11 protein-coding genes and 1 pseudogene are annotated in these 15,187 nt (G+C 71.3%); 7 read left to right on the forward strand and 5 right to left on the reverse strand.

Annotated elements, in window-relative coordinates:
* Nucleotides 1–8: 8 nt before the first annotated feature.
* Complete coding sequence (locus QMG73_RS04980) at nt 9–905, forward strand: phosphatase domain-containing protein (protein WP_281892735.1); 897 nt, start codon at nt 9–11, stop codon at nt 903–905.
* On the opposite strand, the gene QMG73_RS04985 is transcribed toward QMG73_RS04980, so the two are convergent.
* The 4 genes and pseudogenes from QMG73_RS04985 to thrB all read right to left on the reverse strand — a co-directional run bounded on the left by QMG73_RS04985 (nt 902) and on the right by thrB (nt 8,567).
* On the reverse strand, nt 902–4,120 hold the full coding sequence (locus QMG73_RS04985) for a phosphodiester glycosidase family protein (protein WP_281892736.1): 3,219 nt from the start codon (nt 4,118–4,120) through the stop codon (nt 902–904). The two genes, QMG73_RS04980 and QMG73_RS04985, sit on opposite strands and share 4 nt — an antisense overlap.
* Before the next feature lie 62 nt (nt 4,121–4,182).
* Nucleotides 4,183–5,301, reverse strand: coding sequence for a nitric oxide synthase oxygenase (locus tag QMG73_RS04990; RefSeq protein WP_281892737.1), 1,119 nt, complete (start codon nt 5,299–5,301; stop codon nt 4,183–4,185).
* Between the two features lie 166 nt (nt 5,302–5,467).
* Entirely contained in the window at nt 5,468–7,411 is a 1,944-nt protein-coding gene (gene rho / locus QMG73_RS04995) for a transcription termination factor Rho (protein WP_281892738.1), read from the reverse strand.
* Nucleotides 7,412–7,629: 218 nt separating this feature from the next.
* A pseudogene (gene thrB / locus QMG73_RS05000) lies at nt 7,630–8,567 on the reverse strand (homoserine kinase).
* Nucleotides 8,568–8,696: 129 nt separating this feature from the next.
* Between thrB and QMG73_RS05005 the strand changes: the two are divergent.
* Genes QMG73_RS05005 through QMG73_RS05030 form a run of 6 tightly spaced genes read left to right on the forward strand, consistent with a single transcriptional unit; the run spans nt 8,697 to nt 13,925 of the window.
* Nucleotides 8,697–9,239, forward strand: a complete 543-nt coding sequence (locus QMG73_RS05005) for a SigE family RNA polymerase sigma factor (RefSeq protein ID WP_281892740.1) — start codon at nt 8,697–8,699, stop codon at nt 9,237–9,239.
* Complete coding sequence (locus QMG73_RS05010) at nt 9,236–10,441, forward strand: hypothetical protein (RefSeq protein WP_281892742.1); 1,206 nt, start codon at nt 9,236–9,238, stop codon at nt 10,439–10,441. Before QMG73_RS05005 ends, QMG73_RS05010 begins: the two co-directional genes overlap by 4 nt.
* A gap of 7 nt (nt 10,442–10,448) precedes the next feature.
* Complete coding sequence (locus tag QMG73_RS05015) at nt 10,449–11,027, forward strand: membrane lipoprotein lipid attachment site-containing protein (protein ID WP_281892744.1); 579 nt, start codon at nt 10,449–10,451, stop codon at nt 11,025–11,027.
* On the forward strand, nt 11,024–12,091 hold the full coding sequence (locus QMG73_RS05020; protein WP_281892746.1) for a peptidoglycan-binding domain-containing protein: 1,068 nt from the start codon (nt 11,024–11,026) through the stop codon (nt 12,089–12,091). The genes QMG73_RS05015 and QMG73_RS05020 overlap by 4 nt, the downstream gene beginning before the upstream one ends.
* 2 nt (nt 12,092–12,093) lie before the next feature.
* Nucleotides 12,094–12,747 carry an ABC transporter ATP-binding protein gene (locus QMG73_RS05025; RefSeq protein ID WP_281893051.1) on the forward strand — a complete coding sequence of 218 codons (654 nt, stop codon included), beginning with the start codon at nt 12,094–12,096 and terminating at the stop codon, nt 12,745–12,747.
* On the forward strand, nt 12,744–13,925 hold the full coding sequence (locus tag QMG73_RS05030; RefSeq protein ID WP_281892747.1) for an ABC transporter permease: 1,182 nt from the start codon (nt 12,744–12,746) through the stop codon (nt 13,923–13,925). The genes QMG73_RS05025 and QMG73_RS05030 overlap by 4 nt, the downstream gene beginning before the upstream one ends.
* On the opposite strand, the gene QMG73_RS05035 is transcribed toward QMG73_RS05030, so the two are convergent.
* On the reverse strand, nt 13,926–15,185 hold the full coding sequence (locus tag QMG73_RS05035; protein ID WP_281892748.1) for an MFS transporter: 1,260 nt from the start codon (nt 15,183–15,185) through the stop codon (nt 13,926–13,928).
* Nucleotides 15,186–15,187: the final 2 nt, after the last annotated feature.

A 15,187-nucleotide genomic window follows, 5' to 3' on the forward strand; every position in this document is an offset into this window, starting at 1 on the left:
TGGAGGCGATGGCAAGACTGATCATCACACGAGGGCTGCCCGCGTCCGGTAAGACCACGTTCGCCCGAAAGCTCCAACCAGGCGTCGCCCGGGTCAACCGCGACGACCTGCGCCGCATGCTGCACGGCGAACCGCTCTACACCAAGTGGGCCGAGGGCCAGGTCACACTGGTGCAGCGCGCCCAGGTCGAGGCGCTGCTGCGGTCCGGGGCGAGCGTGTGCGTCGACGACACCAACCTGCCCGGCCGCACGGTCCGGGAGTGGGCGGAGATGGCGGCCCGCCTGGGCGCCACGTTCGAGGTGCACGACTTCACGGACGTACCGGTCGACGAGTGCGTGCGGCGCGACGCCGAGCGGCCCGAAGGGGAACGGGTCGGCGAAGACGCGATCCGCGGCATGCACGCGCGCTACCTGGCCGGGCGGCGGTTGCCCCTGCCGGTACCGGACGTGCTGCCCGGCGGGCCGGCGACCGTGTACGCGCCGCCGCCGGACGCGCCGAAGATCGTGCTGGTCGACATCGACGGCACGGTGGCGCTGATGGGCAACCGCAGCCCGTACGACATGCGCCGGGTCGGCGAGGACCAACCGCACGAGGCGGTCATCGCCGCGGTCCGGGCCATGCACGCGGCGGGGCACGGCATCGTGTACTGCACCGGGCGCGACGAGTCGGCCCGCTGGCGCACCGAGATGTGGTTGGACCAGCACGTCGGCGTGCCCTATGAGGCGCTGCACATGCGGGCCGTCGACGACGCCCGCCCGGACTCGGTGGTCAAGCGCGACATCTTCGAGCGGGAGGTGCGTGACCGGTACCACGTGGTCGGCGTCTTCGACGACCGCATGCACGTGGTGCGCATGTGGCGCCAACTGGGCCTGACCGTCTTCCAGGTCGCGGAAGGCGACTTCTAGGCCAACGCGATGGTCGCGCTGGCCGTCACTCCGTTGACCGTCACGGATAGCTCGATCGAGCCTTTCGAGCGCAGTGCGGTCAGGCGGCCGCTGGTCGGGTCGAACCACGCGACGTGCCACGGGCGTACGCCCGACGCCGGTCCGATGTGGACACCTGGTGCCGCGGTCCAGTCCGCGCTCACCGGCGGCGCCACCGGCACCTGCCGGCCCGCCTGGGTCACGGTTGCGGAGACGGCTACCGGCTTGCCGCGCGGCGCGGCGGCGGGCGCCGCCAAGGCGAGCGCGTCGACGTGGGCGCGGGTCTCCGCCTCGATCTCGCCGCGCCGCTCGACCCCGAAGAGCGTCCAACCGGTGAAGCCGCCAAGGTGCGGCGCCGTCGACGGGTTCTTACCGGAGTTGCCGTTGATGAGGTACGGCACGCCGTCGACCCGGCCGGCGTAGAAGGTGCCCACGTGCGCCCCGACGAACATCGCGTCCTTGCCTGTGCGGCGCTCGAAGTCGGCGAGCCACTGCTCCTCCAGCGCCGCTTCCTTGGGGTCGCTGAGCTGGCTGGCCTTCGCCGGCGTGGGGTCGCGCTGCGGGTGGTGGTGCAGCACGACCACCGAGCGGACCGACCGGTCGGTGGCCGCCGAGTCGAGTGCCGACCGCAGCAGCTTCACCTGCTCGAAGCCGCCGCCGCGCAGCGTGCCGGTCGACGAGTTGAGGGTGACGAAGCGGACGCCGTTGTGGTCGAACACCCGGTTCGTCGCGCCAAAGACGGCGGAGAAGTTGCTGATCGGGGCGCCCATGATCTCGTGGTTGCCGGGCACGTAGTAATACGGCAGTTCGCCGGCCAGCTCCTCGTCGAGGATGCGCTTGGCGAGGGCGAAGTCGGCCGGGTACGCGGTGTCGACGAAGTCGCCGTTGATGATCAGGAAGTCGGGGCGGGCGGCCTTGACCTCGCGGAGCGTGCGGCGGGCCTGGGCCACCAGGTCGCTGTCGGGAGCGGCGGCGACGAACTGGGCGTCGGACATCACCGCGAACGTCCAGTCGGCGCCCGACACCGTGCCGTCCCGCACGACCACCTTGTCGGTGCGCGGTTCCTCGACCGGTTGCGCCACGGTGGGCGGTACCTTCGCCACGATGTCGTCGATGACGATCTCGTTGGTGTAGGCGGCGGTGGGCACCGTCTCGGCGACGTAGAAGCGCCGGATGCGCACCGGGTATTGCACACCGGGCGGCACGGCCATCTCCACGTACCGCCAGCCGGTCCACGTCAGGAGCGGGCCGCGGAGCACATGCTGCTGGTCGAGGGCGTCGTGCAGGTGCAGGCTCGGCCACTCGCCCTTGCCGCCCGAGTGGATCCACATGCCGAACGCCTGCGGCTGGCCAGCTACCGGGATCCAGGCGGGCGGGTTGGCGTACGCGGCCCGGGTGCCGGTGGAGAGGCTGAAGTCGTACGACATCTTGAGGCCGGTGCCAGTGTGACCCTCGGTGGGTGCGACCGACCCGGCGGCGCGGGCGTGGCTGAACGTCCAGCTCGCCGCGTCGTCGAACCCTGCCACCGGCACGTCTTCCAGGCCCACGGTCACGGGAACAGCCACTGTGGACCGTCCGACATGGACTGTGACGAGCGCGCCACCGACGTCCTTCTTGGCCTTGACCGAGAACCGCCCATCCGCCGTCGGCGTGACGTCGAGCAGTGACGTGTCGTACTCCAGCCGCACATCCGCCGGCTCGATGGGCGCGTCATTGCCGTCCGCGTCGAACCCGACCACACCGAACACGCTCGCGCCCGGCAGGCTGATCCGGTCCACTGTGGTGTCGATCCGGTCGAGCGGGCCGAGCACGTCGAGCTTGACGGAGCCACTCGCGGTGCCCCGGTGGGCGGTCACGGTGGCGGTGCCGGGGAGCATGGCGCGGAAGACGCCATCGCGTTCCACGTGCCCGCGCGTCGCCCACCACTTCGGCGCGCCCTCGGCCGGGCCGTACGTCTCGTCGTAGCCGGTCGCGGTCACTCGCCGGGTCAGCCCGGGAAACACGCCATCCGCGTCGGACTCGACCCGGTACGCCTTGAGCCGTCCCGAACCGGCGGCCGCGTACAGGGCGAGCCCGTTGGGCACCGGCCGCTCCGAGCCGTCCGATGGGCTGTTCTCCACGGTTACACTCGCCTCGCCGGGCTCGCGGGCGAGCATTGTGGACGATCCACCGCCGTCGAGGTTGAGAGCGTTGTGCGCGCCCATTTCCGCCATGAGGCGGCCCAGCTCGGTCAGCGTCACGCCGCGGCTGTCGGCCTGCCGGCCGTCGACGGTGAGCAGGTACATGCGCCGGCCGTCCGCGGAGAAGCCGACGGCGGTACGCGGCTCGGGCGTGACGTCGCCGATGTCCTGCGGCACGCCGTCCTTGACCAGTACCTGACGGCCACCGACGGCCGCGTTCAACTGGGAGCCGTCCGAGGACTTCGGGGCGTACGCCACGTCGACCCGGTCGCCTGTCGTGAGCGCGGCGAGCGCGTCGGCGCCCGCGTCCCGGCCCAGCAGGATGGTGGTGCCGGCCGGGATCGGACCCGATCCGGCGGCACCGCGCACCTCGGCGACCACGCCGCCGCTCAGGACGACCTCGGTGACTTTGAACGCGCCCTCGACGGCGCGCTTGCGGTCGTACGTGCCCCACAGTGCCGTGAACGCGCCGACGCCGCCCGCCTGCACGATGTTGTTGAACTGGGTCAGCGCGACCCGGGTGCCACCCGGCAGCGTGGCGGTACCGTCGAAGTGCACCTCGACGACCCGGCCCACGCCGCCGGCGGTGATGCCGACGGCGTTGTTGCGCCCCTGGATCGGCGACTGGATGAGCTGTCCACTCTGGATGCCGACGCCCTGCGCGGCACCTGAGTTGTTGATGTCGAAGAAGTCTCCGTTGACCGCGGCGACCGCGCGCGTGCGGTCGGCGGCGGCGCGCAGCGGCTCCGTCTTCGCGACCGCCCCGGAGTTCAGGTAGTCGACGGTGAGCTTGCCGGACAGGTCGGCGGTGAGCGCGTCGGCCCGCAGCCAGCCAGCCGCGTGGTACCGGTCGAACGAGGTCAGCGTCAGCCCGGGCGCGACCGGCCGGACCCGCTTGGCGGTCTCGATGTCGTCGAAGGCGTCGACGGCCACCGGCGTGGACGCCTGGGCCGGAGCCACGACCGGAAGGAGCGCCAAGGCCAGCACTGGAGCGAGAGCGGCACGCGCGATACGCATGCCAGCATCAAACCGGACGGTGCCGATAACTTTCAAGAGCCGTCGAGCGAAGCGAAGGAAAATTACAGGGTGTAGAAGTTCGGGCGCTCGTCCGCTTCGTGGTAGTAGCGGTGGAACACGGGCGTGATGCCCCCCGACATCGGCGGCACGATCCACGTCCAGTCGGCTGGCACCTGCCGCCCGGCCCGCTCCTCGCTCCGCAGATGCGCCAGGAACCGCCCCGACTCGGTGTGATGATCGCTGATCTTCACGCCGGCCCGCTCGAAAGACCACAGCACCGCACGGTTGAGCTCGACGAGTGCCCGGTCGCGCCACAGCGTGGCCTCGGCCGACGTGTCCAGCCCCATCATGCGGGCCACGACCGGCAGCATGTTGTACCGCTGGGCGTCGGCGAGGTTACGGGCGCCGATCTCGGTGCCCATGTACCAGCCGTTGAACGGTGCGAGCGGGTAGTCGACCCCGCCGATCCGCATGCGCATGTTGGAGATCGCCGGCACCGCGTGCCACCGCAGCCCCAACTCGGCGAACCAACCGAACTCCGGGTGCCCGATCGGCACCTCCAGCACCGCGTGCTCGGGTAGTTCGAACAGGCGCAGCCCCTCGTGGGGAGTCTCGATGGCGAGCGGCAGCACGTCGAACGCGTCGCCCTTGCCGCGCCAGCCGAGCAGTCGCATGGCCTTGGTGAAGTCGATGTACCGCGGGTCGCCGATCACCTGACCGGACGCGGTGCGGTAGCCGGCGTACCGGATGAGCTGCTCGTTCCACATCCGCGAGTACGGCTGACCCGGCACCGCGGGCGCGAACACCGAGATGACCGGGCGGATCGTGCCGGTGCCACCGGCCAGGCACAGGTGGCGCACCAGGTGACCGAAGATCTCCTCGGTGCTGGTGGCGTGCCGCCGGTCGAGCACCATGAGGCTGCGCCAGTACAGCCGGCCGATGCACCGGCTGGCGTTGCGCCACGCCATCTTGGCGCCCCACGCCAACTCCTCGGTCGTGTGGGCGTAGGTGCCGGCGGCATCGATCCGCTCCCGCACCGCGGCGAGCCGCGGAGCCACCGGCCCGAGCTTCGGCTGTTCCTCGTAGCAGCGCCGGAGGAAGTCCTCGGCCTCGTCCAGATCCGCCGGTTCGGCGGGGTTCCACGCGTCTGTGGGCACGTTTCTATACCCCGGTACCGTCACCTGCGCCTCCTCAGAAGACGAGCGCACCGCAGAGTGTGAGGACCTTTTCACAGCGCGTCACCCGCCGATCGCACGCCCTGTGCGATCGGCCCTGGAGCGGTCAGGTAGCTGACAGAAAAGCGCGCGGCCCGTGCCCGGACCGCGCGCTTTACCGTTGAAAGTGCTTTTACTCGCCCGGCGTCGACTTCGCGATCTGCATCAGGAACTCGATGTTGGTCCGGGTCTGCTTGAGCCTGTCGAGCAGCAGGTCGAGCGCGGCCTGCGAGTCGAGCGAGCCCAGCACCTTGCGCAGCTTGTGCGAGATGGCGAGCTCTTCCGGCGCCAGCAGGATCTCTTCCTTACGAGTGCCGGAGGCGTTGAGGTCGACGGCCGGGAACACCCGCTTGTCGGCGATCTTCCGGTCGAGCTTGAGCTCGGCGTTACCGGTGCCCTTGAACTCCTCGAAGATCACCGTGTCCATCATGGAACCGGTCTCCACCAGCGCGGTGGCGAGGATGGTCAGCGAGCCGCCGTTTTCGATGTTGCGCGCCGCGCCGAGGAACCGCTTCGGCGGGTACAGCGCGGTCGAGTCGATACCACCCGACATGATCCGGCCACTCGCCGGAGCCGCCAGGTTGTACGACCGGCCGAGCCGGGTGACCGAGTCGAGCAGTACGACCACGTCGTGACCCAGCTCGACCAGGCGCTTTGCCCGCTCGATGGCCAGCTCTGCAACCGTGGTGTGGTCGGACGGCGGGCGGTCGAAGGTCGCGGCGACGACCTCGCCCTTGACCGACCGCTGCATGTCGGTGACCTCTTCGGGCCGCTCGTCGACCAGCACGACCATCAGATGGCACTCGGGGTTGTTACGCGTGATCGCGTTTGCCAGCGCCTGGAGCACCATCGTCTTACCGGCCTTGGGCGGCGAGACGATCAGCGCGCGCTGCCCCTTGCCGATCGGCATGATCAGATCGATGATCCGCGTCGTCAGGATGTGCGGCTCGGTCTCGAGACGCAGCCGCTCCTGCGGGTACAGCGGGGTGAGCTTGTAGAACTCGGGCCGCCGCCGCGCCTCGTCGGGGTCCATCCCGTTGATCGTGTCGAGCCGGACCAGCGGGTTGTACTTGTCGCGGCGCTGCTCGCCCTCGCGGTTCGCGCGCACCGCACCCGTGACGGCGTCGCCCCGGCGCAGGCCGTACTTCTTGACCTGGGACATCGAGACATAGACGTCGTTGGGGCCGGACAGGTAGCCCGTCGTGCGGACGAACGCGTAGTTGTCGAGCACGTCGACGATGCCGGCGACCGGGACGAGCACGTCGTCCTCGTTCACCTGCGGCTCGTTGCCACCGGTGCCGCCGCCCTCGCCGCGCTCGTTACGGCCACGCCGGCGGTCGCGGAAGCGGCTGCGCCGGCTGCGGCGGCCGCCGCCCTCACCGTCGTCGTCGCCCTCGGCGTCGGCGTCGCGCTGGCGGTCGTCGCGTTGACGATCGTCACGCTGACGGTCGTCGCGTTGACGGTCATCACGCTGACGGTCACCGCCGCGTTGACGATCGCCGCCGCGGTCGCGGCTGTTGCGCTGCTCGCGCTCCCCCCGCTCAGCGCGCTCACCGCGCTCGGCGGGCGCCTTGTCAGTGGTCTCCTGCCGCACCTCGGCCTGGCCGGAAGAGCGCACCTCGGCCTGGCCGGAAGAGCGTGACTCGGCCTGGGCCGCGCGAGACTCCGGCGGACCCGCCGCGCGGCTGGCGCGACGAGACGTGCGCACCTCGCCATCGGGCGAGGACTCCTGCGCGTCGCCGCCTCGACGGTCACCGTCGCCGGTGTCGCGCACCTCGGCGCGTACTTCTTCCCGGGCCGGCGCGGCCGCGGCCGCGACCTCGGCCCGCTGGCGTGGGGCCCCGCTGGTCGGCGCCGTCGCGGTGGAACCGCCGCCCTGGCGCTCGGAGATAGCGGCGATCAGCTCGCCCTTGCGCATCCGGGCCGTACCGGAGATGCCGAGCGACGTGGCCAGGCTCTGGAGCTCCGGCAGCAGCATCGCGGACAGCCCGGTGCCGGTGCGCCGGCGGCGCGTGGCGGTGGTGGACTGCTCAGCGACGTTGGAGACATCCGACGTCACGTCGGTGGTGTCGCTCAATGGATTCCTTCCCTCGATAGGCCGGGGCTGCCCGGATCGCGAAGCATGGTGGCCGGGCGGCCTCGGTTGCCCCCGCCTCGCGAAGCTATGGCGGGAGTCTGTAACACAGCAGCGGCGGGCCTAGGCAGGGGTAAGACGAGCTGACCACCGAAAGCTTCGGGGTGCGCCGCCACGCAGAAATCGCTTTGCTTCGCGGCTGTGCTAGGTCTAGAGCGTAATCAACTCATCCGACCTGCGGCAACAGTGTCCCGCTCGGCGTGTCCCAGTGTACCCCTTCGACCAAGGCACCGGTGACATCCACCGTCAACTCGTGGGTCTGCCAGCCTATTCCCGCATCGAACCCGGTCGGTACGGGCGTCAACGCGAGCACGGTCGGTCCCGCGCCGCTGACCACCGCCGCCACGCCCGCCGCGCGCAGCGCGTCGACCAGGGCCGCCGTCGCGGGCATGCCGGGCGCCCGGTAGCCCTGGTGCAGCCGGTCCTCGGTCGCCGGGAGCAGCAACGCGGGATCGGTGGTCAGGGCATGGACCAGCAGCGCCGCACGGCCCGCGGTCAGCGCCGCGTCCGCGTGGGGCACGGTCGCGGGCAGCGCCGCCCGGGCCTCCGCGGTCAGCCCGCGCTCCTCGGGCACAAATACGGTCGGCTGTACGCCTTTCACCGGAGCCAGGGTGACGGCGATCGATCCGGTCTCCTCCGTCCACGCGATCGTGAACCCGCCGAGCAGGCAGGGCGCCACGTTGTCCGGGTGGCCTTCGAGGCGCGCCGCCAGTCGCAGCGCCGCCGTGTCGTCGAGGCGAGTCTGGCCGTCGACGGTCAGCGCGCGGGCAAGTTGCACCCCGGCAACGATCGCCGCTGACGACGAGCCGAGGCCGCGCGCCTGCGGGATCCGGTTGACGCACTCGACGTCGACCCCGGCGGGCCGCTCCCCCAACTCGTCGAACGCGGCCAGCATCGCCCGCACGACGAGGTGCGTCTCGTCGCCGGGCAGCTCGCCGGCCCCTTCGCCGGTGACCGAGACGCGGTACCCGGGTAAACCGATCCGCGCCGAAACCTCGTCATATAGAGAGAGCGCCAGCCCGAGCGCGTCGAACCCGGGCCCAAGGTTTGCGCTGGTGGCGGGCACCCGAACGCGGACGCGTCCCTCGACGAAGTTCACGCCGGCATCGTACCGCCAGGCGATCTTGCGATGGTCGTGCCTGAGTGTCCGGTTTGGCGGACAAAAAAGTTCGACAGCCGTGCAACCGCTGCGTGCCGTACTGCGCACCAACAACCTGAAGGGAGCTCGATGCGCGACGACGATGCGGAACAGCAGCGGTTCACGGAGTACTTCGCGGCCCGCCGCGATGCGGTGCGGAGGACGGCGTACTTCATGTGCGGCGACTGGCACTGGGCGGACGACCTGACCCAGACGGCGTTCATCCGGTTGGCCGACGGTTGGCACCGGATCCGCGACGCGCGGGCGGTGGACGCGTACCTGCGCACCTGCCTGGTCCGGGCGTTCCTCTCCGAGACCCGCCGGGTGTGGCGGCGCCGGGAGCGCTCGGTCGCCGAGCCGCCCGACGTAGCCAGTGACGACGACTCGGAGACCGTGGCGCGCCGGCTGCTGTTCGCCCAGGCGCTGCGAGAGGTGCCGCCGCGGCAGCGGGTCACCCTGGTCTGCCGCTTCTACCAGGGCCTGGACGTCACAGAGACGGCGGCGGCACTGGGCTGTTCCGAAGGCACGGTCAAGAGCCAGACGGCGCGCGGGTTGGCAGCGCTGCGCCGGGCACTTGGCGACGCCGTTGTCCCACCGGCTGAGCTGGTGTCCGTGCGAGGGGGGTCGATATGACGGGGTTGCGGGAGATGTTCGAGGACCTGGCGGTGTCACCACCACCGCCGAGCCAGGTCACCGGCGAGGAGATGTACGCCGCGGGACGGCGGCGCCGCAAACGGCGTACCCGGATCGTCAGAGCGGTCGCGGCGCTGGCCGTGACCGCGGTGGCCGCTGCCACCGCGAGCGTCGTGACCATGGTGTCGCCGCCGCCGGAACCGGCCAGCAGCGGTGACCCGCTGCCCGCCGGCAACATCAACTGGATCGGCGCCGCGGATTCGCGGCACCTCTACGCCGCCGTCCAGGCGTGCCCGGACCAGTCGTGCGTCAAGACGCTGGTACAGCTCTACGCGTCGGACAACGGCGGGCAGGGCTGGACGCCACGGGGCGACGCGATGGTTTTGGTCGACGCCGTCGTCGCGGGCCCCTCGACACTCGTGGCGACCGTCGCGGGGAAGTCCACGCCCAGCGTGAGCACGAACGGCGGCCACACCTGGACATCCGCGCAGCGACGCTCCCAGGCAGCGGCGGTCCCGCCTGGCGGCACCCTCTTCTGCTGGGCGTCCACAGACGCAGAGTTGTGCAGCCCGTATGTGGTCGACCCCGCAGCCGGGTGGTTCGCGCCGCTGGCGCGGCCGCCCGCGCTGAGGCCCGGCGCCCAATGGATGCGCGCCGGTGATCGGCTCTGGGGAGCGGGCGCAGACCTGAACGGGATATCGGCGGTCGCGGTCAGCACCGACGCGGGCCACACCTGGTCGACCCGCACTCTGCAATGTCCGCGCGCGATCTGCTACGGCGCGACGGTAGCGACGACAGCGGACGGGAACACCGCGTACGCCGTCGTCACCTCCCCGAACGCCCGGTTCGTCTATCGGGGCGGCGTGACCGGTGCCTGGACCCTGACGGGCATCGAGAAGATCACGGCCCATGAGGCGGCGCTCGGCGGCGACCGCTCGTTCGTGACCGCCGACGGCACCCACGTGGTGTACGGCACCAAGCCGGTCGGAGACCTCGACGGGCGCACCTTCTCGGCCAACAGCGGCACGGACACCCCGTACCAACCGGTCGTCATGGACGGCCTGCCCGCGCTGGTCCGCGCGATCGGGCGGGCGCCCGACGGGTGGTTCTTCACGTCGACCTACGGCCCGGAACGCGCGGTGTACGGCTCCACCGATGGCCGCCACTGGTCGGTCATCGCGTCCACCCTCACCAAAGAGTAGGAAAAGGATGAAGAAGGTACTCATCGGCCTGGGACTCGTGCTCACCCTGGCGGGCTGCGGCGGGGAAAAGGCGCCCGAAGTCGCCTCCGCGGCGGACCCGAGCGGTGCCCCGGCGGCGACCGCCACCAGCAGCGCGGTCGCCAAGTACGTCGAGGCGAGGCGGCAGTGGGCCAAGTGCCTGCGCGATCAGGGCTTCGACATCCCGGACCCGGACGCCCGGGGACAGATCGACTTCGCTTCGACCGCCGAGGAGAATCGCAAGCTCAAGGCCGACCCGAAGTGGATGGCCGCGCAGGAGGCGTGCGAGAAGTTCTCGGTGGACGTCCCCGCGGAGCTGGAGCCCAGGATGCAGCCGCTCACCGCGGAGCAGATCGCCAACGCGCGCAAGTACTCGGAGTGCCGGCGTGCCAATGGCTCCCCGGACTTCCCGGACCCCGGTCCGGACGGGCGGCTCCCCGAGGGCTGGGGCGGCGAGCTGACCCCGGACGAGCAGGTCGCGGACAACCGCTCGGCGCAGATCTGCGAGCCCGTCCACCGAGGGGACCCGCCGGCGTCGCCCGATCCCAACAAAACGGCCGGCGGATGAGCCGCGTCCGTGTCGCGGTCGTATCCGGTGTCGCGCTGGCCGCCGTCGCGGTGGCCGGCGCGGCCACCCTCGGGCTGGGCGGGCGCGGCGAAGAGGCGGCGAAGCCCGACCGCACCGGTCCCGGCGCTACCGTCCCGGTGACCCGGCAGACGCTCGTCGAGTCGGTGACGGCGCCCGGGGAACTCGGGTACGGCGCGACCACGCCGCTCGCCTCGACCGCGACGGGAACGGTGACCTGGTTGCCGGAACCGGGCGCGACGGTACGCCGCGGCGAGCCGCTGCTACGAGCCGACGAGACACCGGTCGTGCTGATGTACGGGGCGCTGCCGATGTACCGGGCGCTCGCCGAGAACGCCAAGGGTGGCGACGTCGAGCAGTTCGAGAAGAACCTGGCGGCGCTCGGTTACAGCGGGTTCACCGTGGACGAGGAGTTCTCGAAGCTCACCACGACGGCGGTGAAGCGCTGGCAGAAGGACATGGAGCTGCCGGAGACCGGCACCGTCGAGAAGGACCGCGTGGTGTTCGCACCGGGCGCGGTGCGCATCGCCGAGCGGCTGGTCCGCATCGGCGCCAGCGCCACGGGCGACGTGATCTCGTACACCGGCAGCACGCGTGGCGTCACCGTGTCGTCCGATGCCTCCAAGGCCGGCTGGGCACGCAAGGGCGTCAAGGTGACCGTCACGCTGCCCGACGGCAAGGCGGTGCAGGGCTCGGTCAGCGGTGTCGCCGAGCCGGCCCGGGGCGGGGAGGGTGCCGAGGGGGCGGCGGGCGCCGATACGGCGTCCACAGTGGATATCTCCGTCGCCATCGCGGACCAGAAAGCGCTCGGCAAGCTGGAGCGCGGCGGCGTGACCGTGCGGTACGTGGCCAAGGAGCGCAAGGACGTGCTGACCGTACCGGTCAACGCGTTGCTGGCGCTGGCCGAGGGCGGATACGGGCTCGAAGTCGTGTCGGACACCGGCACGCGCGTCGTCGCCGTGGAGGTCGGGCTCTTCGCCGACGGCCGCGTCGAGGTCAGTGGCGAGGGCTTGGACGACGGCGTCCTGGTAGGAGTGCCTGAGTGAATGTGGTGGAGCTGGCTCGGGTCAGCAAGACGTACCCGGGCGGCGTCACCGCGCTGCGCGAGGTCGACCTGCGGATCGGGTACGGCGAACTCGTGGCGGTCGTCGGGCCGTCCGGCTCGGGAAAGTCGACGATGCTGCACCTCGTCGGCACCTTGGACAAGCCGTCGACCGGCACGGTGCGCATCGACGGGCACGACGTGTCGGCCCTCTCCGACCGACAGGTGTCCACATTGCGCGCTCGCCGCATCGGCTTCGTGTTCCAGCAGTTCCACCTCGCTTCCGGCGTACCCGTGCTCGACAACGTCGCCGACGGCCTGCTGTACGCGGGCGTGCCCAGGAAGGAACGGCGGCAACGAGCGGAGAGCGCGCTGACCCGGGTTGGCCTCGCCCACCGGCTGCGTCACCGCCCGCACGAGCTCTCCGGCGGCGAGCGCCAGCGGGTGGCGATCGCGCGGGCGGTGGTGGGCGAGCCGGCGCTCCTGCTCGCCGACGAGCCCACCGGCAACCTGGACTCCGCGTCCGGCGCCGCCGTGCTGGAGCTTCTGCGAGGGTTGCACGCCAGCGGCACCACGATCGTGGTCATCACGCACGACGGCCAGATCGCCGCCTCCCTGCCCCGGCAGATCCGCATGCGCGACGGGCAGGTGGTGGCGTGAAACCCGCACGCCTTCGGCCCACCGACATCGTCCTATTAGGAGCGGCTGGGCTGCGGTCCCGCCCGTTGCGGGTGTTTCTCTCCGCGCTCGGCATCGCCATCGGCATCGCCGCGATGCTGGCGGTGGTCGGCATCTCCACGTCGAGCCGCGCCGAACTGGACCGCACTCTCGCTCAGCTCGGCACGAACCTGTTGACCGTCGCGCCGGGCGAGACGCTGACGGGAGGCGACGTCGCCCTGCCCGAAGAGTCGATCTCCATGATCGGACGGATCGCGCCGGTCGAGAGGGTCAGCGCCACCGCCACCCTGAAGGCGTCGGTGTACCGGAACGACCACGTCCCGCGCGGGCAGACCAGCAGCCTCGAGGTGATGGCCGCCCACGCCGACCTGCCTTCGACCGTCGGCGCCACGATCCATAGTGGATCCTGGCTCACCCCGGCCACCGCCACGTATCCGGGTGTCGTGCTCGGCGACACCGCGGCCCGCCGGCTCGACCTGCCGGGCGTCGGCGTGCGGGTGTGGCTGGGCGGCCAGTGGTACACGGTCGTGGGCGTGCTCGACCCGGTGCCGCTCGCGCCGGAGCTCGACTCGGCGGCGCTGGTCGGCTGGGCCTCCGCGCAGTCCTATCTGGACTTCGACGGCCACCCGACGAGGGTGTACCTGCGCGCGACCGAGAGCCAGGTTGCCGCCGTTCGCGACGTGCTGCCACGCACGGCCAACCCGGCGGAGCCCAGCGGCGTACGGGTCTCCCGCCCGTCCGACGCGCTCGCCGCCAAACAGGCCACCGACAGCGCGCTGAACGGGCTGCTGCTCGGCCTCGGCGCGGTGGCTCTCGTGGTCGGCGGCGTCGGGGTCGCGAACACGATGGTCATCTCGGTGCTCGAACGCCGGGGCGAGATCGGACTGCGGCGGTCGCTGGGCGCCACCCGGCGGCAGATCCGGGGACAGTTCCTCGCCGAGTCGCTACTGCTGTCGGCGCTGGGCGGTGCCGGCGGCACGGTACTGGGCAGCACGGTCACCGGCGTCTACGCGTACACGCAGGAGTGGCCGACGGTGGTGCCCCCGATCGCGATGGCGGGTGGCCTCGGCGTGACGCTGCTGATCGGCGCGGTGGCCGGCCTCTACCCCGCGATCCGCGCCAGCCGCCTGTCCCCCACCGAAGCCCTCGCAACGCCCTGATCACGCTCGGTCGGGGTCGGGGTCCGGCTGGGTGGCAGTGGTGGCGGTGCGTTCGGCCAGGTGCAGGCCGCGCGTCGCCACCCGCCAGCCGATCGCGTACGCCAGCGTCAGCAGGGCACACCCGGCGATGACCAGCCGCTCGTCGATGTGGTCGACAAGAGCCGCCGCGATGAGCTGGCTGGCCGAGATCGCCAGCATCGCGACCATCATGTCGGCGGCGAACACCCTGCCGCGCAGCTCGTCGGGCACCTCCGACTGGAGCGCGAAGTTGGAGAGCACCCAGTTGGTGCCGCCCGCGAAGTGCGCCACGAAAACCAGTACGAGCACGAGCGGGAACCAGGCGGCCACCGAGACACCGAGATAGGCGACGCCGTACAGGGACATCGACAGCGCCAGGCCGGGCAGCAGCCACGAGCGGTGGCTCAGTACCCGGCGCATCGCGAGCGGCCCGATGAGCGCGCCCAAGCCGCGAACGGCGAACAGCAGCCCGGCCCCGACCGCGCCCACACCGAACCGGCCGGCGAGCAGCGGGAACGCGGTCAGCACGCCGTTGCCGAGTCCGACCGCCGACTTCACGGTGACGAGTGCCAGTACCCGCGGCTGGTGCCCGATGTAGGTCAGCGCCTCCCGGACGGCGACCCACGTGCGCGGCGGCGGCTCGTCAGCGTTTCGCGGCGCCTGGAGTGGGCGGCGGATCCGCCACGCCAGGCCCGCGGCCAGGAACAGGCTCACCGCGGCGATCGCGAAGCACGTGTACGGGCTGAACACCGCGCTCAGTACCCCGCCGAGCGAGGCGCCAACGATCGCCATCGTGCCCCACGCCGACCCGGCGACCGCGTTGGCGGCGGCCAACTCGTCGGCGTCGACCACGTTCGGCAGGGCGGCGAGCGCGGCCGGTGAGTAGAACGCCTTGGCGGCCGCCATCGCGCTGACGGCGAGCAGGGCGAGCCAGGCCGTGGCCGAACTGCGCACCGCCAGCAGCAGGAGCACGCCGACCAGCGCGGACAGGTTCGCCAACACCATGATCTTCTTGCGGTCGATCCGGTCGGCGACCGTGCCGGTGAACGGCAGCAGTACGGCCAGCATGCCGGTGTCGGTGGCGAGCACGAGGCCGCCCCAGATGCCGCTGCCGGTCAGATCGGGCAGCAGTACCAGGAGCGGCACCATGACGAACCAGTCCGCGCCGAAGACGACTAGTTCAGCGAAGAAGAGGTTGCGGAAGTCGCGGTTGGTGGTAACGACCGAAAGCGGAGACGCCACGT

Source organism: Phytohabitans aurantiacus (assembly GCF_027923225.1).
Taxonomy (GTDB): Bacteria; Actinomycetota; Actinomycetes; order Mycobacteriales; family Micromonosporaceae; genus Phytohabitans; species Phytohabitans aurantiacus.